The sequence below is a fragment of the Rhizobium sp. BK377 genome (assembly GCF_014193935.1).
Taxonomy (GTDB): Bacteria; Pseudomonadota; Alphaproteobacteria; order Rhizobiales; family Rhizobiaceae; genus Rhizobium.
The window spans coordinates 226,443-249,830 of the sequence record NZ_JACIAC010000003.1 but is presented as its reverse complement, the minus strand read 5'-3'; the positions used below and the strand labels follow the sequence as shown (position 1 = coordinate 249,830).

The 23,388-nt window shown below is 59.5% G+C and carries 19 protein-coding genes and 1 pseudogene; 10 read left to right on the top strand and 10 right to left on the bottom strand.

The genetic code is table 11. The features are described 5' to 3' along the window. Positions 1 to 84: 84 nt before the first annotated feature. Positions 85 to 876 carry a phenylalanine 4-monooxygenase gene (locus FHT92_RS15795; RefSeq protein WP_183826819.1) on the bottom strand — a complete coding sequence of 264 codons (792 nt, stop codon included), beginning with the start codon at positions 874 to 876 and terminating at the stop codon, positions 85 to 87. A gap of 119 nt (positions 877 to 995) precedes the next feature. Between FHT92_RS15795 and FHT92_RS15790 the strand changes: the two genes are divergently transcribed. Continuing rightward, complete coding sequence (locus FHT92_RS15790; protein WP_183742541.1) at positions 996 to 1,457, top strand: Lrp/AsnC family transcriptional regulator; 462 nt, start codon at positions 996 to 998, stop codon at positions 1,455 to 1,457. 14 nt (positions 1,458 to 1,471) lie between these two features. Here FHT92_RS15790 and FHT92_RS15785 read toward each other — a convergent pair whose 3' ends face one another. Further along, positions 1,472 to 1,972: an Lrp/AsnC family transcriptional regulator gene (locus FHT92_RS15785; protein WP_183733751.1), complete on the bottom strand. Its 501-nt coding sequence runs from the start codon at positions 1,970 to 1,972 to the stop codon at positions 1,472 to 1,474. A gap of 128 nt (positions 1,973 to 2,100) precedes the next feature. Between FHT92_RS15785 and hppD the strand changes: the two genes are divergently transcribed. From hppD to maiA, 4 genes are all read left to right on the top strand, one after another. Then, positions 2,101 to 3,210, top strand: a complete 1,110-nt coding sequence (hppD, locus tag FHT92_RS15780) for a 4-hydroxyphenylpyruvate dioxygenase (RefSeq protein WP_183826816.1) — start codon at positions 2,101 to 2,103, stop codon at positions 3,208 to 3,210. A 72-nt stretch (positions 3,211 to 3,282) separates the two neighbouring features. Next, positions 3,283 to 4,644, top strand: a complete 1,362-nt coding sequence (gene hmgA / locus FHT92_RS15775) for a homogentisate 1,2-dioxygenase (RefSeq protein ID WP_183826814.1) — start codon at positions 3,283 to 3,285, stop codon at positions 4,642 to 4,644. Between the two features lie 49 nt (positions 4,645 to 4,693). Next, entirely contained in the window at positions 4,694 to 5,719 is a 1,026-nt protein-coding gene (locus tag FHT92_RS15770) for a fumarylacetoacetate hydrolase family protein (protein ID WP_183742547.1), read from the top strand. Further along, positions 5,716 to 6,348, top strand: coding sequence for a maleylacetoacetate isomerase (gene maiA / locus FHT92_RS15765; protein ID WP_183826812.1), 633 nt, complete (start codon positions 5,716 to 5,718; stop codon positions 6,346 to 6,348). Before FHT92_RS15770 ends, maiA begins: the two co-directional genes overlap by 4 nt. 79 nt (positions 6,349 to 6,427) lie before the next feature. Here maiA and FHT92_RS15760 read toward each other — a convergent pair whose 3' ends face one another. Beyond that, a complete protein-coding gene (locus FHT92_RS15760) occupies positions 6,428 to 9,451 on the bottom strand; it encodes a CHAT domain-containing protein (RefSeq protein ID WP_183826810.1) in 3,024 nt (1,007 codons plus the stop codon). Between the two features lie 332 nt (positions 9,452 to 9,783). On the opposite strand from FHT92_RS15760, the gene gfa reads away from it, so the two are divergent. Continuing rightward, positions 9,784 to 10,356, top strand: coding sequence for an S-(hydroxymethyl)glutathione synthase (gene gfa, locus FHT92_RS15755; protein ID WP_183742554.1), 573 nt, complete (start codon positions 9,784 to 9,786; stop codon positions 10,354 to 10,356). Between the two features lie 169 nt (positions 10,357 to 10,525). On the opposite strand, the gene FHT92_RS15750 is transcribed toward gfa, so the two are convergent. Then, positions 10,526 to 11,173: a TetR/AcrR family transcriptional regulator gene (locus FHT92_RS15750; protein WP_183826807.1), complete on the bottom strand. Its 648-nt coding sequence runs from the start codon at positions 11,171 to 11,173 to the stop codon at positions 10,526 to 10,528. A 137-nt stretch (positions 11,174 to 11,310) separates the two neighbouring features. Between FHT92_RS15750 and FHT92_RS15745 the strand changes: the two genes are divergently transcribed. Both FHT92_RS15745 and FHT92_RS15740 read left to right on the top strand, forming a co-directional pair. Beyond that, a complete protein-coding gene (locus FHT92_RS15745) occupies positions 11,311 to 12,522 on the top strand; it encodes an HlyD family secretion protein (RefSeq protein WP_183826804.1) in 1,212 nt (403 codons plus the stop codon). A gap of 23 nt (positions 12,523 to 12,545) precedes the next feature. Continuing rightward, the gene (locus FHT92_RS15740; protein WP_183826801.1) at positions 12,546 to 14,141 is read left to right on the top strand and encodes a DHA2 family efflux MFS transporter permease subunit; all 1,596 of its coding nucleotides are present in this window, start codon (positions 12,546 to 12,548) and stop codon (positions 14,139 to 14,141) included. Positions 14,142 to 14,284: 143 nt separating this feature from the next. On the opposite strand, the pseudogene FHT92_RS15735 reads toward FHT92_RS15740, so the two are convergent. The 5 genes and pseudogenes from FHT92_RS15735 to FHT92_RS15715 form a co-directional block, all read right to left on the bottom strand. Beyond that, positions 14,285 to 15,349: pseudogene (locus FHT92_RS15735) on the bottom strand (LLM class flavin-dependent oxidoreductase); the annotation flags it as partial. Between the two features lie 90 nt (positions 15,350 to 15,439). Further along, the gene (locus FHT92_RS15730) at positions 15,440 to 16,816 is read right to left on the bottom strand and encodes an LLM class flavin-dependent oxidoreductase (RefSeq protein ID WP_183826798.1); all 1,377 of its coding nucleotides are present in this window, start codon (positions 16,814 to 16,816) and stop codon (positions 15,440 to 15,442) included. 20 nt (positions 16,817 to 16,836) lie between these two features. Next, positions 16,837 to 17,577: an ABC transporter ATP-binding protein gene (locus FHT92_RS15725; RefSeq protein ID WP_183826795.1), complete on the bottom strand. Its 741-nt coding sequence runs from the start codon at positions 17,575 to 17,577 to the stop codon at positions 16,837 to 16,839. Next, positions 17,553 to 18,431 carry an ABC transporter permease gene (locus FHT92_RS15720; RefSeq protein WP_183826792.1) on the bottom strand — a complete coding sequence of 293 codons (879 nt, stop codon included), beginning with the start codon at positions 18,429 to 18,431 and terminating at the stop codon, positions 17,553 to 17,555. The genes FHT92_RS15725 and FHT92_RS15720 overlap by 25 nt, the downstream gene beginning before the upstream one ends. Positions 18,432 to 18,470: 39 nt before the next feature. Next, positions 18,471 to 19,496, bottom strand: a complete 1,026-nt coding sequence (locus FHT92_RS15715) for an ABC transporter substrate-binding protein (RefSeq protein ID WP_183742568.1) — start codon at positions 19,494 to 19,496, stop codon at positions 18,471 to 18,473. Between the two features lie 423 nt (positions 19,497 to 19,919). Here FHT92_RS15715 and FHT92_RS15710 point away from each other — a divergent pair, with 423 nt between their 5' ends. Further along, on the top strand, positions 19,920 to 21,488 hold the full coding sequence (locus FHT92_RS15710) for a diguanylate cyclase domain-containing protein (RefSeq protein WP_246735492.1): 1,569 nt from the start codon (positions 19,920 to 19,922) through the stop codon (positions 21,486 to 21,488). Between the two features lie 7 nt (positions 21,489 to 21,495). Here the strand turns inward: FHT92_RS15710 and FHT92_RS15705 are convergent, their stop codons facing one another. After that, positions 21,496 to 22,365 (bottom strand): LysR substrate-binding domain-containing protein, encoded by an 870-nt coding sequence (locus tag FHT92_RS15705; RefSeq protein WP_183826789.1) that lies wholly within the window; start codon positions 22,363 to 22,365, stop codon positions 21,496 to 21,498. A 145-nt stretch (positions 22,366 to 22,510) separates the two neighbouring features. Here FHT92_RS15705 and FHT92_RS15700 point away from each other — a divergent pair, with 145 nt between their 5' ends. Beyond that, positions 22,511 to 23,368, top strand: a complete 858-nt coding sequence (locus FHT92_RS15700; protein ID WP_183826786.1) for an urea carboxylase-associated family protein — start codon at positions 22,511 to 22,513, stop codon at positions 23,366 to 23,368. Positions 23,369 to 23,388 lie beyond the last annotated feature (20 nt).

Sequence of the window (23,388 nt, the reverse complement as noted above, 5' to 3'; positions counted from 1 at the left end):
CTGCGGAGGGCCGGATGGGCAGATCGGACAATCGGCGCGGGGAAGATTGGCGCTCGGTCCTCGCAGCTGCCTGACCCTAGCGATTCAGGAGGCTTTGGCCTCGAAAGTCGGGGCGAAATCACCCAGCGATTTTGCCTTGAGGATCGTGCCTTCGATATCCTGCTCCACGATCGCTTCCAGATCGGCGAAGCTGTCGATGACGTAGTAGATCGGCTGGAGGATATCGATCCGATAGGGCGTTCTCAGCACGCTCATGAGATCGAACGGTCGAAATTCGCAAGCCTTGCCTTCCATTGCTGCTTTCGCTTCGCTTGGCGACGAAACGATTCCTGCGCCGAAGCAGCGACGGCCTTCCGGTGTATTGATCAGGCCGAATTCTACAGTGAACCAGAAGATACGGAATAGATGCCATGAATAACCCTTGCCGAGGCGGACGGCAGTTTCGCCGAAATGCCGTACGAAATTGGCATAACTCCGATTGGTGAGCATTGGGCAGTGGCCGAAAACCTCGTGGAACAGGTCCGGCTCCTCGATATAGTCGATATGCTCGCGACGGCGTAGGAACGTTGCGAGCGGGAATTTGCCTTGTGACAGAAGTTCATAAAAGCGCGAGGGCGGAATGAGCGCGGGTACGCCTTCCACGCCGAAGCCGGTGGTTTCGTTCAGGCGTCTATTCACATCGAGAAGCTGAGGCACCTTGTCGGGCTTCAGCCCCAGCATTTTGACGCCATCAAGATATTCGCGGCAGGCCGTATCGGCGAGCAGCTTCATCTGACGCCGGTAGAGCTCACCCCAGATCGCATCTTCCTCAGGGGTATAGGCATATAAACCATCAGGGCCGGGCAATTTGGCGGTGTAGCTGCTTTCCTTGGTCATATTCTGATCCTCCCAAGATAGCGTTTCTGCCATTATCACCCGGATTTAGAGGATTTTCTTTTCTTTCCTGGTGCTTATCGCCATAGTGGTGGCAAATATTCCCGAGCGGGATGTGAAAAATGAAAGAATCTGGGAATTTTCGTCGCAAGCTTCTTCAACTCATCCAAGCCGACGGTAGCCTTTCGCTGGCAGACCTGGCGGAAAAGGCCGGCATGTCTCAGAGTTCGGCCTGGCGGAAGATCCAGGAACTGGAGGCCGATGGTGTCATCCGCAAGCGCGTGACGCTGCTCGATCCCGGAAAGCTCGATCTCAAGCTCTGCGTCATTGCGCATGTGACACTGGAGGATCATCACGAAGAGGCGGTAGCATCCTTCGCTTCGGTGGTGCTGGAGCGGCCAGAAATCATGGAGTGCTACGCCTTGTCAGGCGCCTTCGACTACATGCTGAAGATAAGGGCGAGGGACGTGGAAAGCTACGAAGCCTTCATGACGCGCTACCTCATGCGCAACCCGCATGTGCGCACGGTCGTATCGAGCTTCGTGTTGCGTGAGCTGAAATTCTCGACCGAACTGCCACTCTGAGGCTCGCTGCCGGATCATCGTGTGCTGTCGCCATGCCAACTGCCCGGCATATGTATCGGAAAGCCCTCGAATGTTTTCAGCGTGTCGAGCACGATCGAGGTCTTCACATGCTGCACAGACTCGTGGGGTAACAGAACGTCGTTGACGAATTTGGAAAGGTCGGCGAGCCCGCGGGTCGCTACCTTCAGGTGATAGTCCATTTCGCCGGTCAGCGCATAGGCTTCGAGAACTTCCGGCAATCCGTTGATCAGCTGCGAAAACCTGCGGGCATTGTCTCTGTTGTGGGTGGCAAGCGTCACGGAAATGACCACCAGCATATCCAGACCCAGCTTCTGTTGATCCAGATAGGCCCGGTAGCTGCGAATATATCCCTCAGACTCCAGTCTGGTGCGCCGGCGTGAGCATTGCGAGGGGGAAAGCGCGATCCGCTCCCCCAATTCGTTGTTCGTCAGGCGGCCGTCTTTTTGAAGCTCCTGGAGCAGGCGTAAATCCAATTTGTCTAGCTGTTCATCCATTGCGTAAAATCTCCAAAATCCTCACGAACCGTGCATAATCTCTTCCTCTGGCATGAAGAATGCAAGAACTTTGCATGCGTTTTGGGCGACACTTTGCATAGTCAAAATCCAGTCCTCAGGAGGAGAAAATGGGTCCTTTTCCGCATGATGCGCCGCCCTCCGAAATCACCGCCGAGAACCCGGCCGGCACCGATGGATTCGAATTCGTCGAATTCGCCCATCCCGAACCCGAGAAGCTGCGCGAACTCTTCACGCGCATGGGCTACATCCCAGTCGCAAAGCACAAGACGAAGGACATTACTGTCTGGCGCCAGGGTGACATCAACTATGTCCTGAATGCGGAAGTCGGCAGCCATGCTGCGCGTTTCGTCGCAGAGCATGGTCCGTGCGCTCCGTCGATGGCATGGCGCGTGGTCGACGCCAGACACGCATTCGATCACGCCGTTTCAAAAGGCGCCGTGCCCTATGACGGCGACGACAAGGCGCTCGACGTCCCGGCGATCGTCGGTATTGGCGGCTCGCTGCTCTATTTCGTCGAGACCTATGGCGTGAAGGGATCGGCATACGATGCCGAGTTCGACTGGCTTGGCGAGCCTAACCCGCATCCCGAAGGGATCGGTTTTTATTATCTCGACCACCTGACTCACAACGTCTTCCGCGGCAACATGGACAAGTGGTGGGATTTTTATCGAAACCTGTTCAATTTCAAGCAGATCCACTTCTTCGACATCGATGGGCGCATCACCGGTCTGGTGAGCCGCGCCATCACCTCGCCTTGCGGCAAGATCCGTATTCCGCTGAATGAATCGAAGGACGATACGAGCCAGATCGAGGAATATCTAAAGAAATACAGAGGTGAGGGCATCCAGCATATCGCCGTTGGAACGGAAGATATCTACGAGGCCACCGACAGGCTTGCCGACAATGGTCTGCGCTTCATGCCGGGGCCCCCGGAAACCTACTATGACATGTCCTATGAACGTGTGAACGGCCATAGTGAACCTGTCGAGCGCATGAAGAAGCATGGCATCCTCATCGACGGCGAAGGCGTGGTGAATGGCGGTATGACGAAAATCCTGCTGCAGATCTTCTCCAAGACCGTCATCGGCCCGATCTTCTTCGAATTCATCCAGCGCAAGGGCGACGAGGGCTTCGGCGAGGGGAATTTCCGCGCTCTCTTCGAGTCGATCGAGGCCGATCAGATCAAGCGTGGTGTCATTGGGACCGCGGCGGAGTAAACTCTCGGGGTCACGTCGCGCGTCTGAAAGGGCGCGCGGCGTTGCAAGAGTTTCCGGGGGAGGAGTTGAGCAATGGACCAGACATCGATCCAGGCTTCCGAGGGTGAAGCAGCTATTGCGAACAAGCTGAAATATATGCCGGGGTTCGGCAACGACTTCGAAACGGAGTCGCTTCCCGGCGCCTTGCCGCAGGGCCAGAACAGCCCTCAGAAATGCAATTACGGTCTTTATGCCGAGCAGCTTTCCGGCTCGCCGTTTACTGCGCCGCGCGGGACGAACGAAAGGTCCTGGCTTTATCGCATTCGCCCGAGTGTGCGTCACACAGGCCGCTTCTCGAATGCTTCCTACCCGCTCTGGAAAACCGCGCCTTGCCTGGACGAGCATTCGCTCCCCCTCGGACAGCTTCGCTGGAATCCCATTCCCGAGCCAACCGAGAAACTGACGTTTCTTCAGGGGGTGCGGACAATGACGACGGCGGGCGACGTCACGACCCAGGTTGGCATGTCGGCCCACGTCTATGTCTTCAATGAGGACATGGTGGACGATTACTTCTTCAACGCCGATGGTGAGCTGCTGATCGTGCCGCAGCTCGGCGCCATCAGGGTGTTCACCGAAATGGGCATCATGGATGTAGAGCCCCTGGAAATATGCCTTATCCCCCGCGGCATGATGTTCAAGGTCCTGTGCAGCGGTGAGCAGACCGTCTGGCGTGGATATATCTGCGAGAATTACGGCGCGAAATTCACCCTGCCGGACCGCGGTCCCATCGGCGCCAACTGCCTGGCGAACCCGCGCGACTTCAAGACACCCGTCGCCGCGTTCGAAGACAAGGAAAAGGCTTGCCGCGTCCATGTGAAGTGGTGCGGAAAATTCTATGTCACCGATATTGGTCATTCACCGCTCGACGTGGTGGCCTGGCACGGCAATTATGCCCCCTTCAAATACGATCTGCGGACATTTTCGCCTGTTGGCGCGATCAGCTTTGATCACCCTGATCCGTCGATTTTTTCGGTGTTGACCGCCCCGACCGAAGATGCCGGCACGGCCAATGTGGATTTTGTGATCTTTCCACCGCGCTGGCTGGTAGCCGAGCACACTTTCCGTCCGCCCTGGTATCACCGCAATATCATGAGCGAGTTCATGGGCCTGATCCATGGCCAATATGACGCGAAGGAGGAGGGTTTCGTCCCCGGCGGCATGAGCCTACACAACATGATGCTTGCCCACGGGCCGGATGCGCTCGCTTTCGAAAAGGCATCCAATGCCGAGCTCAAGCCTGTGAAGCTGGATGACACCATGGCCTTCATGTTCGAGACCCGCTATCCGCAGCAATTGACGAAATACGCAGCCGAGCTTGAAACGCTGCAGGATGATTACCTGGAATGCTGGAACGGCCTGGAACGCAAGTTCGACGGGACCCCCGGTATCAAGTGATGACATCAAGTGAAGATCGGCCAGGCATCCTCTGGCACGGGAATGGGACATGAAGCTTGCGACGTTGAAAGACTCCACGAGAGATGGCCGGCTCGTTGTCGTCTCCCGCGACCTTACCTGCTATTCCGAAGTCGGTCACATTGCCCGCACTTTGCAGGCGGCTCTCGATGACTGGGAGCACGTGGCCCCAAGACTCGAACTGATTGCCGAAGGCATCGAGACCGGAGGCCAGCCGACGACCCGGTTTCACGAACATGACGCCGCATCGCCCTTGCCGCGGGCCTACCAATGGGCCGACGGTTCGGCCTACGTCAACCATGTCGAATTGGTACGCAAGGCGAGGGGCGCCGAAATGCCGGCGAGTTTTTGGACCGATCCGCTGATGTATCAAGGTGGTTCGGACGGGTTCCTCGGGCCGCGCGATCCGATCGTGGTGGCTGACGAAGCTTATGGGATCGATATGGAGGGCGAGGTTGCCGTCATTACCGGCGACGTTGCCATGGGCTCCAGTCCGGAAACTGCGCGCGATGCCATCCTTCTGGTGATGCTCGTCAACGACGTGTCGCTGCGCGGTCTCATACCCGACGAGCTGGCAAAGGGATTTGGCTTCTTCCAGTCCAAGCCGGCATCAGCATTTTCCCCGGTCGCGGTGACGCCGGACGAGCTCGGAGAGGCGTGGGATGGCGGCAAGGTGTGTCTGCCGCTGCTTGTGAGCCTGAACGGCAAGCCATTCGGCAAGGCGAATGCCGGCATCGACATGACGTTTGATTTTGGCCAGCTCGTCGCCCATGCAGCCAAAACCCGCAATCTGGTGGCCGGAACGATCATCGGCTCGGGCACGGTTTCCAACAAGCTGGATGGCGGAGCGGGCAGGGCGGTCGAAGACGGAGGGGACGGTTACTCATGCATCGCTGAAGTACGGATGATTGAGACGATCGAGTCCGGGTCGCCGAAAACTCCATACATGAAGTTTGGGGACCATGTTCGCATCGAGATGAAGGATCATGCCGGCCACTCGATCTTCGGAGCGATTGAGCAGACGGTTGAGAAGTATCAGGGGGCTGGCCTGCAGTGAATAACGTCATTCTTTACGATTACTGGAGGTCATCGGCGAGCTATCGCGTCCGTATTGCGCTCAATCTCCTGGCGATCGACTACAAAACGGTACCCATCAACCTGTTGGAGGGAACGCACAGGAAGCCGGAATATCTGGCGCTCAACCCGCAGGGGTTTGTGCCGACATTGGTAATCGACGGGAAAACGCTGACCCAGTCGCTGGCAATCATCGAGTATCTGGCCGAGCTTCGGCCGGAATGCGGATTACTGCCGCCGGATATTGCCGATCGCCAGAAAGTGCGCGCCTTCGCATACGCGGTCGCCATGGACATCCATCCCATATGCAACACCCACGTCGTGGCGCATCTCATGACCGTAACGGACAAGGCCGATGCCCGCGAGGAATGGATGAAGCATTTCATCACCGACGGACTTCGTAAACTGGAAGCCATGATGGACGGAGCCCATGGAGAGTTCAGCTTCGGAGATACACCGACGATGGCGGACCTCTGTCTTGTTCCCCAGGTCTACAATGCCCGCCGCTGGGGAGTGGACATGACCGATTTCAAGCGCATCGCCGATATCGATGGCGGATGCGCCAGACTGCCGGCCTTCCAGGCGGCCCATCCTGACCGCGCGAAACCTTAACCCAAAACCAGCTCCGGCGGGATGATCCCGAGTCTTGCCGGTTGTTTGATCGAGCCACCGAGATACCTGCCTGAGCTGATCATCCCTCAAAGAGAACAAACGCTGCCCAGAGCGATGGATCGCTGGCCTTTTCGATTTTGCCGCTTATGGCCTCGATGCGGGTCCTTCGGAGTGCTGCGGCATAATCGAGCTTGTCTTCCGTCAATATCTGATAGTAGCGCGCCATGAAATTGGCGGTGCCTTCGTCATCGACCGACCACAGAGTGAGCAGTGAGCGCCTGACCCCTGCAATGGCAAGCGCCGTCGGCAGACCGCGAACATTGCCTATGCGGCTTGGATCGCCAAGTGCCGTCCGGCAGGCCGATAACACGACGAGATCGGTTGAGGAAAGATCCCAGTTCATCAGTTCGCGTGCATAAAGAATGCCGTCATCATCATTGGCATCCGGCTCTTGCGCTCCGACTTTGCCGGCAACGATGAGGCCGCTGCGCCATAATGCGTCGGTGGTTTCCTCATCGGCATCAGCTGCAAAGAAGCCGTGGGTCGCAAGATGGATGATGGAAGCGTCGGCTGAAGCCTTGCGGATCGGTGTTTCCATACCGGCGGTTCCACTCAACGAAACCACGTGGAGGCCGGCAGCTTTCAGCTTATTTCCCACCTTATGGATCTCACGGCGCGTAAAGGGCAGAGCGCGTTGATGCCGGTATTTCAAATCGCCGACGACGAGCGCCTTTTCGCCTGGTATCGGCCCGTCGCGCCTGGGCGCGAAGAGGATCGCATCCTCCCGCGTCAGTATGTGCACCTCGAATGCCTCGTCGAGATGTCTGCCATCGTCCGTCTTCATCATCGCGAATGGGATGCTATAGAGGGCTCCGTCCGGAACGATATAAAGCTGCGTCTTGTCTTCGAGCACATCCTTCAGCGGGCCGAAAAGCGACTGATAGAGCTTGCCGAAGCGCCTGTCCGGATCCTCTTCTGCTGCTGCCTGCTTGATGATCGCGCCAAGGGCGCCGAGATCGAAGATGACGGGTACCTCACCCTTGCGACGCACGATCGCTTGAAGCTTTGAATCCGCGCTGTCGGCATCGCCATTGCGCGCGCGCCGTGAACTGACGAAGAAGTCCACCATCGCCGCTTTTGTACCGAGGACGTCTTCCACGGATTGCGTGGCGATGTTTTGGCCGAGTGATTTCGGCAACCGATCGCGGGCCGCTTTCAGTTCGCTCAGAATCTGACGGACTTCGGTGTCCACATCGCCCGAAGAAAGCAATTCCTGCTGTTGACCCAAAAGCCTTACAACGGTTTCAAGGAGCCTATGCACATCGGGATCGGTGGTTGTTTCTGCCACCATGCGCAGGCGGGTGCGCTCGCCGCTCTCCATGGTTTTCCAGCGCGCCACCGCGCCGGCATAGGGCGTTGCGGCTTCCGGACTGGATTGCGCGAAATCGCCGAATGCGCGCAGCATATCATCGGCAAGGCGACGCGTCGTTTCCGCGACATAGCGGTTGCCTGACGACCCGACCTCGCGCAGCATCCAATCGAACATCTTCTCGTCAAGCTGTTGGAAACTTTGCAACGTCTCGGCATCCTTGCGACGCATGTGGGTGGTCGCGACCTCGAGCAATGCGTCGAAGGTCAGGGGGTGGAGCTCGCCAAAGGCTCCTTTCGAGATCTCGTAGGCTTCCTGGCGTAGAGTAAGGGCACGCCCGGTGTCGTCCCGCATTTCGAACTGCTCGGCTGCGAGCTGCGCTGTTTTGATCCGCATCAGGTCGGGCGCGCTGCGCCAGTCCTTTATTGCCGCCATCTCCTCCAGCGACTTGTTGTCCATCCGCGCGTGGCGAAGGAAATAAGCCTTTGTATATTCCTTCCACTTTTCGCCCTGCGCGGCATGTTCCGAGTGTGGGTCAGCGATTTCCGCACCGATCTTGCGCTGCTCTTCGAAGGCCTTTAGCGCTCCATCTCTGTCCCCGAGGGCGAGCAGATCGAGGCCAAGATTGGAGGCGCTGACCAGCGCCTGGATACTTGCATGTCCGTAATGGGCGATACGCAGTTTGAGGAGGTCTTCGTCAATACCACGGGCGACTTCAGGATGGTCGACCATGCGTAATGCTTCGGCATAATTGTTGGCGGTCCGCCAGGTCAGCGGCACCTGATCTCCAAGCGACGAAAGGGCCGTCTGATAGACTTCTTCCTGGATGTTGAGGCCGGATGCGACGGCGCCGTTGTTGACGAGGAACGAAGCCAGATTGTCACCGCCCGAGATCGCTTCTTCGGATGTTTCGCCGTATTGCCGTTGCAGCATCTCGCGAGCTGTTTGGGCCGTCCGGAGTGTCGCATCGATGTCGTCGCCGGACCTCTGCAGAAATCGCGAATATTCAAACCACAGCGTGGCGAGTTCGCGGCTTTCGATTTTTGCTGCATTGGTGCCGAGACCTTCCGTATAAAAGGCCTCGGCTGCCGCTATTTGCCCGCTATCCGCAAAGGACTGTGCAGCCGTCGTGTATTCCGAAAGCGTGAGGCCGTAATTTATGCCGGCGGCGGCATGGCGCAAGGCCGACTGCAAGCGGATGAAACCTTCCTGCGTGTCCCCGGTTTCCAGAAAACTATAGGCGCCGATGATGCGAGCCATGATCTCGGATTTGCTGTCCTCTCCCGACATGGCGACGGCTTTTTCGATATAGGCCTTGACTGATTTCTGCTGGCTATCACGATCGCCAAGCATGCCCTGAGCGTGCAGGAGCAGGTTGTAGAACAGGGCGATTCCATCGCTGTCCAGCTCGTTCGTCAGCTCGCCACGGACCGCGAGTGCGTCTCGTGCCAGACGCTGCCAAGCATTCACCTCTGCATCCAGCTTCAACGCCTGGAGGCCGAAACGCCCCGCCAAAATGCGCTCTCCCTCCTTGCGGAAGTCCTGACTTGCCGACCATGCAAGCGCACGGCCGGCGTTCGGGTCGCGATCGGATAGTTGGTTGACCTGCTGCCCAATTTCTGCTGCGCGCGCTTCGGCGGACCGATGTTGGCCGGTGGCAGCTGGAGGGGCGGTGAGGAGAAGCGCAAGCAGCGCGGCGCCGGCAACCGGCAGGGGATGTGTTTTTGCTACCATTATCCGGATCAACATAAATTACGAGAAACGCTAAAAGAGCTAGAGCGGGGCGACCATTCGTCGAGAGGCAGGAGGATCGTGATCCTCGGATGGCTCGCGACCTCTGTCCTTGCGGTCGTCGAGGTGACCGCTGGCTGAGCGTCCCTAAAGTCGGGGACGGATACCGTGCCTGATCCCGTGGCATGAACAGAAGAAGGGCGGACGATATCGACCGCGTGGTGATATACTCGGTCTAGGAGGAGGTCTCGCGCCGGCAGTCGCGGGGTTTGCGCGGTGACACAGGGCTTGGCCATGGCATTCCGCCTCGGCCCAGGAAGGGAAGGAGACAACGCATGAACAATGTAGCGATCCACCCAATCGTGGATTCAGGATACCGGGCGACCGATGCGTCCTTTGTCGGCGGCACGCTCGTGTGCAATTGCGCGAGCAATCCGGTGAAAGTCCGCGTCACGGGCGATATTGCCCATAACCATGCCTGTGGCTGCACGAAATGCTGGAAGCCGAAGGGTGCAGTCTTTTCCGTGGTTGCCGTGGCGCCGACCGCTAATGTCGAGGTTCTGGAGAACGGAAACAAGCTGGCGGTCGTCGATCCGTCTGCGCTGATCCAGCGCCATGCCTGCAAGGATTGCGGGGTCCACATGTACGGACCTGTCGAGCGCGACCATGCCTTTCAGGGCCTTTCCTTTGTTCATCCCGAACGGTTCGAGGAGAAGGGCTGGGCGGCACCCGGCTTTGCCGCTTTCGTATCGTCGATTATCGAAAGCGGATATGACCCTGGCAAAATGGGCGCCGTACGCTCGCGTCTCAAGGAAGTTGGGCTTGAGCCTTACGATTGCCTGTCGCCCGGGCTGATGGACTTGATCGCCACCTGGACGGCGAAAAAGATGGGAGTTCTCGCGGCCTGATGTAGCGCAGATTCGCCGGATGCCGTCGCGATCCCCGCGACGGTGTTCCGGCGCGACATAAATTTCATGATATTGCGCCGGACAATCCGGCGATTGGTATCTCTACCACTAGCTGAAGTTCCTCGGCATTTCAGCGGCCACGTCTTTCGCGTGGATGCTCCCTATTGCCCTAGGCTGTGCATCCCTTGAGGAAAATATCCGCACACATTTTCGCCCTCGCAGCGATCTCTTCGATATTCGGCGGCGGAAGCTGGCGTAGCATGGCGGCGCGCTGGGGTTCCATGATCATCATACCGCGCAGCATGCCGCAGGCAGCGTGCGGGTCTTCGAGCTTGATCAACCCGTGCTCCACCTGGCGGCGCAGCCAGTTTTCCATCGACGCGTTGGTGCGATTGATTGCCTTTTCGTAAAAGGAGGTGGCGAGTTCGGGAAAGCGATCGGATTCGCCGATGACGAGTCGGGTAATCGTGATCGTGTCCTGCGAAAGCGTCAGCATACCATAGGCCATCAGCATGCGCTCCAGACCCTGGTGAAGCCCGGCCGTCGCCAGTGTGCCGGGGTCGAGCGCCAGCAGGAAGCGTCCGGTGCGATCCGAGACCATTTCGGAAAACAGATCCGCCTTCGTTGGAAACAGGCGATAGAGCGTCTTGGTCGAAACGCCGGCTTCCTGGGCGATCGCGGCGATGCAGGCCGCGGCATAACCGTTCTCGTGAAACTGTTTATTGGCGGCCTCGATGAGCACGCTGCGCGTATCCTCGTCACAACGCACCTGCGGCCGGCCACGCGGCTTCTTCTCGATATTGTGATTTTGGACCATTGTTATTTTCCAAATTCCCGTTGACTTCTCTTTTCTAACTCATATTTTGGAAAACATCAAGTTTCCTAAATGAAGCTTGAGCCAAATTTCAAGGCCGCGGCCGAGACGACAGCGACCTTCCCCCAAGGAGAGAAACGATGTCCGCCAAGACGCTGCATGCCCTGAATAATAATGCCGCCCCGGCCGATATATCGGTAACAGAAGCGGCAGCCGCCGCCACGCCTGCAACGCTTGACGCAGGCAAGACGCCGCTTGTCAACAATCCCGCCGCCTCCGCTCCGGCTTCGGAAGCACCGGCCCGCAGACGCGGCCGCCGCTCGCTGCTAATTGGTGTGGCAACCATCGCCATCATCGCCGCTGCCGCCTATTACGGCCACAATTACTGGACGGTCGGGCGTTTCGAGGTCGCGACCGACGATGCCTATGTCAAAGCAGATAGCACGACGGTCGCGCCGAAGGTTTCCGGCTATCTTGCCGAGGTTCTTGTCAGCGACAATGAAACGGTAAAGGCCGGCCAGCCGCTAGCCCGCATCGATGACCGCGATTTCCGCACGGCGCTCGATCAGGCGAAAGCCGATGTCGCAGCCGCCGAAGCGACCGTCAATGCCAAGCAGGCTTCGCTCGATATCCAGCAGTCGACGATTGCCGCCGCCCGGGCCACACTCGATGTCGACAAGGCCAATGAGACCTTCGCCGAGCAGAACAATAAACGCTATACCAACCTTGCCACCAGCGGTTATGCGCCGGTCCAGACGGCCCAGCAGGCAGCTTCCGCAATTGCGGCCGCCCAGGCAACGATCGTTCGGGACACGGCGGCTCTCGACGCCGCAACCAAGCAGGTCGATCTTCTGAATGCCGAACTTGCCCAGGCCAAGGCGACGCTTGCCCGTGATCAGGCAGTCGCGCACCAGGCTGAGCTCAATCTCTCCTACGCAACGATCGTCGCGCCGGTAGACGGCGCGGTCGGCAACCGCACCCTGCGTGTCGGCCAATATGTCCAGGCCGGCACTCAGCTGATGGCTGTGGTGCCGACGACGGCTGCCTATATCGTCGCCAACTACAAGGAGACGCAGCTGACCGATGTCCATGCCGGTCAGCCGGTCGATATCGAGGTCGATATGTTCCCCGGCCGCACCTATCACGGCCATGTGGACAGCCTGTCGCCGGCAAGCGGCCAGGAGTTTGCCCTGCTGCCGCCCGATAACGCCACCGGCAACTTCACCAAGGTTGTCCAGCGCATTCCGGTCAAGATCGTGCTTGATGGCGATGCCGCAGAAAAGGGCGATCTCCGCCCCGGCATGTCCGTCCAGCCGAGCATCGACACCAAGGTCGATGCTGCCGGCAACTAAGCGAAGGGACAGGAGATCGTGTCATGTCCAGTATCGCAACAACATCAGGCGCTATCCCGCAGCCGCGCGCCAGCACAAAGGCCAGCGCAAGGGAGTGGATCGCCGTTCTCGCCGGCATGATCGGCGCCTTCATGGCTATCCTCAATATTCAGATCACCAATGCCTCGCTTCTTGATATCGAGGGCGGCATCGGTACGGGTGTCGACAACGGCGCCTGGATCTCTACCTCCTACCTGATCGGCGAGATCGTCGTCATTCCGCTGACGGCCTACTTCAGCAACGTTTTCTCGTTTCGCCGCTATATCCTCGTCAATTCCATCCTCTTTCCGCTCTTCTCTATGGCCTGTGCCTTCGCGCATGACCTCGGCACGATGATCCTGCTGCGCGGCCTGCAGGGCTTTGCCGGAGGCGTGTTGATCCCCATGGCCTTCACCATGGTGCTGACCAAGCTGCCGAAGAGCCAGCAGCCGCTCGGCCTTGCCGTCTTTGCCCTGTCGGTCACGTTTGCCCCAGCCATCGGTCCGACGATCGGTGGTTACCTGACGGAGAATTACGGCTGGCAGACGATCTTCTTCATCAACACCATCCCGAGCCTCATCATGGCGGCCGCTCTCGCTCTGACGCTGGAGAAGCAGCCGATGCAGCTTCATCTCCTGAAGGGGGGCGATTGGGCCGGCATCATCACCATGGCAATCGGCCTTTCGGCTCTGCAGACCGTGCTCGAAGAAGGCAACAAGGACGACTGGTTCTCCTCGCCCTTCATCGTCAAGCTCGGCATCGTGGCCTTCGTCTTCCTGGCCGCCTTCATCTGGATCGAGCTCACCGTCAAGAAGCCGCTGGTGAAGCTGCGCCTACTCACTCAGCGCAATTTCGGCATCGGTGTGCTGGTCAATGTGCTGGTTGGCGTCGCACTCTTCGGCACCGTCTACATCCTGCCGCAATATCTTGGCCAGGTTCAGCGCTACAATGCCGAACAGATCGGCAATGTGCTCGCCTGGACCGGCCTGCCTCAGCTGCTGCTCATCCCGCTGGTGCCTGTGCTGATGAAGCGGTTCGATGCCCGCTATATCGGCTTTCTCGGAATCTCGATCTTCGCGATCAGCTGCTTCATGAACATCACGCTCTCGGCCAACAATGGCGGCGACCAGTTCTGGATTCCGAATATCGTGCGCGCCATCGGCCAGGCCCTGGTGCTGACGCCGATCACGGCAATCACCACCGCCGGCATCGCACCCGCCGATGCCGCCGCCGCTTCGGGGCTGACCAATATGCTGCGCAATCTCGGCGGCGCGGTCGGCACGGCCTCGCTCGGCACGATCCTGACGAAGCGCGAGCAGTTCCATTCCAACATCATCGGTCAGTCGATTACGCTGACCCGTGATGAAGTCCGCGACCGCCTGACTCAGCTCACAGGTTATTTCACCCAGCATGGTGTCACCGATCCGGCCGTCGCATCGCAGAAGGCGATCGTCGCGCTTGGTCAGGTCGTCAAGCGCCAGGCGCTGATCATGGGCTTCAGCGACACGTTTGCTGTCATCGGCGTCGTGCTGGCTCTGGCGGCAATTGCTCTGCTTCTCACCAAAAAGCCGCAGGTCAGCGGGGGTGCAGGCGCCCATTGAGGCGCCTGTCCAGCACATACCAGCCACAGATTACCCGCAGCAACCAACACCCGGTCAGAGACGACCGGGTGTGCTCACGTGAGCGCTTGGGCGACGCCGGCTTGATGCCTTTCTTGTCGATAAGCAGCGGACGGTGCGGCACCTCTCAACAAAGGCAATAGCTGGTCCCCCTGGCGCTTGATCTCGGAGAGATAAGGCGTGTCGGAGAGCACGAAATGGCTGATACCGAGCGCCTGGTATTTGCGCAGCGAGCGGGCGACATCCGTGGCGGAGCCCACCAGCCAGGTGGTGCCCGCACCACCGCCGCCGAACTTGCCGGGCGCGGTGTAGAGATTGTCATCGAGCACTTCACCACGCTGATGCAGGTCGAGCAGGCGCTGCTGGCCGACGGCGACCGCGCGTTGGTGATCGTGCCAGCCGACACCGCTGTTTTTTGCCATTTCGGCGACCTTCGCTTCGGCATCGGCCCAGGCTTCTTCGGTCGTGTCGCGGACCAAGGTCGTGATCCTTAGTCCGAATTCGAGTGATGGCAGATCGCGGTCGAGATCGCGGCTAAGCTGCTTCAGACGCTCTATCCGCTCCCGCACGCCGTCGAGCGGTTCACCCCAGAACAGCTGGACATCTGCCTCTGTGGCCGAAACCCGCTCGGCTGCTTCCGATGCCCCACCGAAATAAAGCTTCGGGCGACGGCGTGGACCGCGGGCTTCGATGCGCGGCACGACGGTGGATTCGCTGACTCCGAAATGTTCGCCTGCATAGGTGACGTTTTCTTCGGTCCAGAGCCTTCGCACTAGGCGCATGAACTCCTTGGTGCGGGCGTAGCGATGCGCCTGATCGCCCTCAGTGTCGCCATAGGCGGCGAGATTGTCCTTACCCGAGACGATGTTGACACGCACGCGTCCGCCGGTGAGGTGATCCAGAGAGGCAGCCGCCGAGGCGAAATTGGCCGGCCGCCAATAGCCGGGGCGGATTGCGATCAGCGGTTCGAAAGTGGTCGTCCGGGCGGCAAGAGCCGTTGCGACCGTGAATGTGTCCGGACGGCCCCAGCCGGTGCCGATGAGCGCACCCTTCCAGCCATGCTCTTCAAGTGCCTTGGCGTGGTTCGTCAGCGTTTCCAGGCTGTTGTGGTTTTCGACCGGCGAATCGCCGCGGTGGCCGGCTTTGGCGGCATTGGGAATATACCAGAGGAATTCCGGGTTTCTGCTCATACGATTCGCCTGCGGTTATAAATAGGTTCGAAGGATGGGCGACCGGGCTGGCAATTCGAGCCCCGTCGCCTGCGTAACACAGACAGGAAATTATCCCGCTATCCGGGCTGCTTCGCCCTGCCGCGCTCTGAGTGCGAGCGCATTTGCCGGACGCCGCAGGCCGAGGTTCTCACGCAGCGTCGCACCCTCATATTCCTCGCGGAAAAGACCGCGCTTGCGCAGGATCGGCACGACCTGATCGACAAAGTCAGTCAGTCCTGTCGGCAGGATCGGCGGCATGATGTTGAAGGCGTCGGCCGCACCATTGTCGAACCATTCCTGCATCGCATCTGCAACCTGTTCCGGCGTACCGATCACCGTGCGGTGGCCGCGGGCGGTGGCGACCGCCAGATAGAACTCGCGGAGTGTCATATTGTTGCGGGAGACCAGATCGGTGACCAGCTTGAGGCGGCTCTTATTGAGCTCGGTGCTGTCAGGAAGCGGCGGAGCCGGATCGTCAAGCGAATAACCCGAGAGATCGACGCCCTTGTAGTGACGCGATAGGATATTCCAGGCGACCGAGGGGTGGACGAGCGACTGGATATAGTCGTAATTTGCCTTGGCCTCAGCCTCCGTCCCGCCGAGCACCGGGAAGATGCCGGGGCTGATCAGCAGCTCGTCCGGGCCGCGCCCGAAGCGGGAAAGACGTCCTTTGACGTCGGAGTAAAATTCCTGAGCGTCTTCCAGCGTCTGGTTGGCAGTAAAGATCATCTCGGCGGTGCGCGCTGCGAGCTCTCGGCCGGGCTCGGATGCACCGGCTTGCACGATGACGGGATAGCCTTGGACGGGGCGGCCGACATTCAATGGTCCGCTGACACTAAAGAACTGGCCCTGATGATCAAGCTGATGCACCTTGTCCGGATCAAGGTAGACGCCGCTTTCCTTGTCGCGGATGAAGGCATCGTCCTCGTAGGAATCCCATAGGCCCTTCACCAGATCGACGAATTCCTCGGCCCGTGCATAGCGGTCGGCATGGGCCGGGTGGCCGGGGATAGAGAAATTCTTGGAGACGTCAGCGCCCGTGGTGACGACATTCCAGGCCGCCCGACCCTTGGAGATATAATCCAGCGAGGCGAATTTGCGGGCGAGCAGATAGGGGTCTTCATAGGTGGTGGAGGCCGTCGCAACAAAGCCGATACGGCTTGTGACCTGCGAGAGCGCCGCCCACAGGGTGACCGGCTCGAAATGGGCGCCTTGCGCTGTACGGCGCAGCGCTTCCGGATCCTTGGCGCGCTCCCAGCCGGCGGGGCTGTCGGCAACGAAAACGAGATCGAACTTGCCGCGTTCCGCCGTCTGAACCAGATCGCGATAGTGATCGATATTCAAGCCAGCGTCGGCCTGCGCGTCCGGGTGGCGCCAGGCGGCGATATGATGGCCCGTTGCCATGATGAATGCGCCAAGCCGTATCTGTCTTTTCTGACTAGCCATGATGACGATCTCCGTTGATTTCAGGCGGCGCGGCGGCCGGGGACATCAACCCCGAGACGGCTCAGAAGCCGGGTTCGGATCTGTGCGAAGCGCGGGTCGCCGTGGTCGCGAGGTACGGCCAGGTCGATGCGCAGATCCTCCACCAAGCGGCCCTCATCGAGCACCAGGATTCGGTCGGCGAGTGAAATTGCCTCATCGACATCATGGGTGACGAGCAGGACGGCGGGGCGGTGTTTTGCGCAAAGCTCCCGCAAGAGATCATGCATCTTCAGCCGGGTCAGCGCATCGAGTGCGCCGAAGGGTTCGTCAGCCAGCAGCAGGGCCGGCTCGCGCACCAGCGAGCGGGCAAGTGCCACTCTCTGCTGTTCGCCGCCGGACAGTTGGTTCGGCCAGGCAGTTTCGCGTCCTTCGAGACCAACTTCGGCGAGCGCCTTGCGTCCTGCTTCCTGTCCGGTTTCACCCTGCAGGCCGAGCGTGACGTTCTGAATGACCGTGCGCCAGGGCAGCAGGCGGGCATCCTGAAAGACCACCGAAAGCCTTTCCGGGGTCTCGAGCGTACCCGTTCCCTCGACCTCATGATCGAGGCCGGCAAGGGCTCTGAGAAAAGTGCTCTTGCCTGATCCGCTTTTCCCGAGCAGGGCCACGAACTCGCCCTCACCGATATCGAGATCCACACTGTCGAGGATCGTCTTCGCCGCAAAACGTCGCACGAGATTTTCAACGCGGACGGCTGCCTTCAGTTGGCCAGAGTACGGCGCCATGACAGGACCCTCCGTTCGAGCAGGCGGACGAGACCGTCCGAGACGAGGCCGAGCAGCACATAGACCACGAGGCCGACGAGAATAACGTCGGTCTGCCCATAAGTGCGGGCAAGATCGATCATGTATCCGAGGCCGCTGGTGGAGTTGATCTGTTCGACCACCACGAGCGACACCCAGCAGAGCGTGACGGCAAAGCGCAGGCCGAGGAGGAAGCCGGGCAGGGCGCCGGGCAGCACGACCTGGAAGATGAAGTCCGTCTGGCTCATGCGCAGCGTTTCGGCGAGCTCGACATAGCGGCTGTCGATGCTGCGCAGTGCGTTATGGGTGTGGATGTAGATGGGGATGATGACGGCAAGCACGATGGTCGTGACCTTCATGCTTTCGCCAATCCCGAACCACAGAATGAAAAGCGGGATCAGCGCCAGCGTCGGGATCGCGCGCTTGATCTGGATTGGCCCGTCAATCAGCGCCTCGCCGACGCGGGATAGGCCGGCGATGACCGCGAGAGCCGTGCCAACGACGAGGCCTATGCTGAGGCCGAGCAGCGCGCGCGTCGCAGACGTCACGAAATTGTCCTGCAGACGGCCCTCGGCGATCAGCCGTCCGAACGCCTCGACGACTGTCCAGGGTGCCGAGAGAATGCGGGGGTCGATCCACCCCAACGCCGATCCGGCAACCCAGGCCAGCACCAGCAATGCCGGGCCGATCTGAAGTCCGAACGGTATCTCGCGTCCGGGACCGAGCCTGCGGCGGGTGCGGGAAGCTGCGTGTTTTGCTGTAGCTGTTACGCCGGCGCTTTCGCGCGGCGATCTCCGTGATGTCTTGATGTTATCTGCATCCCAGGTGGTTGCCATGCTTGCGATCTCCTCTCTTCGCTATGAAACGGCGCGCGGTCACTGGCTTCTTGGCAGGGCGTCAGCAGCGATTTTTTCGAAGCGGTTGTCGAAGATCTGTTCGACGTCGAAGGGCTTGTAGCCAAGTTCGTCAGCCAGGAGGTTGATGGTTTCCTGATGGCGCTTCTTCACGTCTGCCCAGCTATCCGGGATGACCTGGGTGCCCGAGAGCTTGACGAGAAACTCGGCGTCCTCGCGGCTGAGACCCTGTTGGCCGATGTAATATTCCTTGATCCAGATTTCGGGATTCTGATCGACCCATTCGGTTGCCCGTGCCCAGAGACGGACATATTCGGCAAGGGCGGCTGCCTTTGCGGGATCGTCCAGCACCCATTGCGGTGCATAGAGATGGGCGGGGTCGTCACGAAGTCCGTGCTCGATCAGGCTCGCACCATCGGAGCCATACTGGCTGACGTAGCGGCGGATATTGACGCCGCCGAGCGGCGCAATATCGACCTGTTTGCTGGCGAGCGCCTTCGGATAGACGTCGCCGGTGCTCGGCAGCTCGACCAGTGTCGCGTCTTTCTTCGTCAGGCCTGCGGCGTGTAGCGCGCGAAGCACGAGTGTACCCTGGGCTTGGCCCGGGCTGAAGGCGATGCGCTTGCCGCGGAAATCCGCGAGCGACTTGACGTCGACGCCAGGCGCGATGCCGAAACGGTAGATTGGATTGACAATCGGATCCTTCCGTTCGCGATAGGCGATGTTGCGGACCGGCAGATTGTTCCAGGTTGCAAAGATCGACGGGATTTCGGCTACGGAGCCGACATCAAGTGCATGCGCGCGGAAGGCTTCGGATGTCTGGGGGCCACCGCTGAGATTTGCCCATTTGACCTCGAAGGTAAGTTCCTTGACGAGGCCGGAAACCTCGAGAGCCTTCTGTGTCACGGGATCGCCGATCGTCAGAACCGTTCCTTGTGGCACCTTGTCGAGGAGCGGCGCGCTCGTCTCGGCCAATGCCGCGCTGCCGAAGATGCCGAGGAAGATGAGGCCCACGACAGCCGTTCCCAATGTTTTTGCCAATGTCATCGTCGATGTTTCCCGTTCGAGGTTGCAATATCAGGAGCGATGACGGACAGGGTGTCGAATTGTCTATAAAATCTATAGACTATTTATTTCGTTCGTTCACCGGTTCATGAAAAATCCTACCAATTATGCAGGCGTGACAGATGCGCGCGTTGCCGGCGAGCGCCAGCGATTTCCTGCTTATGCGAGAAGACACAGCCCTGCGATGTGATGAGATCGAGGTCAGAGCAGTGAAGCCAATGAAATGTCCAAGCCATTTCGTCGTGGAAAATGACATCAGGATCTTCTGTTAACTTTGCATAAACCTTGTCTTGCTTCAGAGTATGTGTGGAATTATTGCGCTGTGAGACTTGGTTACATTCCTTTACGTTCCGCTGTTAAAGTCACATCCGAAAGATCTGCTGATGCGACTTTACGGTTGGACCAATGGTGCTTGGCGCTGAAATCCTCGCATTCCTGGAAGCCTGTCCGATGGCGGTGCTTGTGCTCGACACCACCGGTCGCGTTATCTTTGCCAATACCGGAGCCGGGCATCTCCTCCATCTCGAAGACAGGCTCGCCGCCGTCGATATTGCCGACCTCATTCCGGAATGGCCGTTGCTCTCAGGTGTCTCCACTGTCTTCATCAGCGATCATTCCGGTCAGCGTCGACTATACAGCGTACAGGTCATGAACTGGCCGACAGGTATGGAGACGGTCACGGTTGCTTTCTTCGAGCCGGTGGATGACGAGCGCGCTGCAGGTTACGCGGCGCGGGAGGCCAATCTGCGTTTGCGCTATGTCATCGAGATGCTGCCGGAGGCGGTCTGCGTGTTCGATGCCAACGACCGCTATGTTCTCTGGAACCAGAAATATGCTGAGCTTTACGCTGATATAGCCGAACATCTTAGGCCCGGGGTCGCCTTTGAGGATATATTGAGGACCAGCCTCGCCGGCGACGGGATGCGCGAGCTCGTCGAGGACAAGGAGGCATGGTTCAGCGCCCGCATGCAGAAATTTCGTCAGCCGGTTTCGCAAGAAGAGCAGCAGTTGCGGGATGGCCGGTGGCTGCGCCACGATGACCGGCGCACGCCCGACGGCGGCGCGATCGGCATGCGCATCGATATTACCGGCCTCAAGCAGCGGGAAGACTGGCTTCGCCAATTGTTCAACGCCAATCCCATGCCCATGCTTTTGTGCGATGGCGATAGTCTCGCCATTCTTCAGGCCAACCAGGCAGCCGTTGATTTTTATGGTTTCCTACCAGCAACGCTACTGTCGAAGCGAGCTTGCGACATGCATGTCGACGGCGACCTCGAAGCATTCGAGAAAATCCTTCTCCATCTCGACCGTGACTGTGATGCCCGCACGATCTGGCGACAGACGACGCGGGACGGATCGGAGCGCCACGTGCTGATCTATATCCGTCAGCTCCAGGAGGGAGCCGAGCATCGGCTGCTGCTCACCGTGGCCGATGTCAGCGACAGAGTTCTTGCCGAGACCGAAGCCAATCGTTTGGCCCATCACGACATTCTCACTGGCCTGCCAAATAGGATGCAATTCTACAAGGCGCTTGAAAAAGCCCTTGCATCGGAGGACCGGGAAAAGGTCATCATCTGCTGTCTGGATCTGGATGGATTCAAGCCCGTCAATGACACGTTTGGCCATGCTGCCGGAGATGACGTGCTGAAAGATGTCGCCCATCGGCTGCAGATGCATGCGCGAGGTCATCTGCTCGCCCGCCTCGGGGGTGATGAATTTGCAATCCTGATGACGGGAGAAAGAGGCGAAGCGATTGATCTCGCCGAGCGCTGCATCGGCGCCTTCGAGCAGCCTTTTATTATCAATGGTCTTGCCATACGGCTCGGCATCAGCATCGGCATTGCTGCGGGAGTGGACCGCGAAACGCTCATGCAGGAGGCGGACCGGGCGCTCTATCGCGCCAAGGCGGACGGTCGCAACATCTGGCGAGTGACACCTCCGGATTTGCCTGTTCGGAAGCGCGCCAAGGCCTGATCGGCCGTCAGCTCTCGTCCTGCCTTGCTGCAAGCAGCCAATCGCGAAGCATTCTCGCCTCGCGCGAGAGGCCTCTTGCTTCGATGAGCCAGTAGGCCTTGTCCAAATCGGAAGCCCTCTCGAAGAGGGAGACGAGCGAACCCGCCGCGATCTCTTCTGCAATCAGCGCTGTCGGGCAAAGGCCGATACCCTGGCCGCTGATCAACGAGCCGATCATGAGATTGAAGTCGGCAAAAACAGGTCCGGCCTTCGGCGCGGAATGGATGCCGGCGCCCGACATCCAGCGCGCCCAGGCATCGGTCGTCTCGTCGTGCAGAATTTCGCAGCCAAGCAGGTCAGCTGGCGTGTGAAAGGGGCCATGCCGGGCGAGGAATTCTGCCGAACAGGTTGGTCTGGTTTCGGCATCCAGGAGCTTGATGGCACCGGATTCCGGCCGCACGCCGTGGCAGACGAGGAGATCGGCACCTGCCGCTTCGGGCGTCCTGGCATCCAGCGCATAGACGATGTTGATCCTGATATGAGGGAAAGTAATTCTCAGCCTAGGCAGCTGCGGAATGAGCCATCGCACCGCCATGGAGGGAATGCATGCAACGCTGACCGGCCGGCTGTTTGCTTCCAGCCTCAACTGCCGGGCGGCGACTTCGATATGCGCCAACGCCTGTGTAACGGCTGCGCCGAATTCCCTGCCTGCGGCCGTCAGCGTCACGCCCCGGCTATGACGCAAAAATAAGGGCATGCGGAGCCAATTCTCCATCGCCCTAACGTGCTGGCTGATGCCGGCCGGTTTCAGGTTCAGTTCGGCAGCCGCCCTGACGAAGCTTTCGTGGCGTGCGGCAGCTTCGAATGCCCGCAGTGATGCGAGGGGAAGGTTTCTCATTTCAGGATGACTAAGCAAAACTTTCCCATAGGGCAAGAAACATCTCGGTTGCCCAATGGCGCAGCCCTGCTAAGAGTGCTCGGCGACTTATCGCGTGTCACCGGGCGCAGCACCCGACGACCGCAAGCGGAGCGGAACCAACCGGATGTCGGAGCAGTCGATAGTGCCAATTCCATCTGACGCGGCCGAGCGGCGGTCAGCACCGCCCGTGGTCGTCTATCCCGTCGAAAGGTTGCCTTCCGCCGATCTCCGTCTGCTCGAGGCCGCCCGCCAAACGCTGACGAAGATCAGCGAGGTGATTGTGCCACCGCGCAAGGCGGGCAGCTTCCACGTTCCGCAGGGGCATTTCTTTCGCATCGTCAGTATCGACGGTCCGCAGGTTGGTGACCTCAATCTTTGGAACGCTGCCGATCTCACCGAACGGTTTTTCAGCGGCAAGACACGGGCTCTACACGCAACCCATGTCGGGGTCGGCGATCGTCTCTGGAGCACGCTGCCGCACCTGCGCCCTATGGCGACCATCACCTATGACAGCCTTGGCTGGTACGGATGGGACGACGATGGCGCCGGCATTCACGATGTCATCGGCACGCGTTGCGATCCCTATACCAACCGATTGCTGAAGGATAGCGACTATCATCATTGCTGCCATTCGAACCTGACGCGGGCGCTAGCCGCCGAGAGCGGCATGTCGGTCGAGCAAGCCGAGATACATGTGCATGACGTCCTCAACGTCTTCATGTGCACCGGCTTCACCAGGGACACGCACCAATATTTCATGAAGGCGAGCCCCGTCAGGCCGGGAGATTTCATCGAGTTCTTTGCTGAGATCGATCTTCTTGGTGCCCTGTCGGCCTGCCCGGGCGGCGATTGCGGCGCAGGCCATTCAAGCGACGAGGCCGCCTGCTATCCTTTGAAGGTCGAAATATGGAAGCCCGATCCTGCTGCACTCGCCAGCTGGACGCCACCGGAACCGAATCCTTATCCGAGAACGCATCGGTAAATCGGCGGGCCGCACAATTC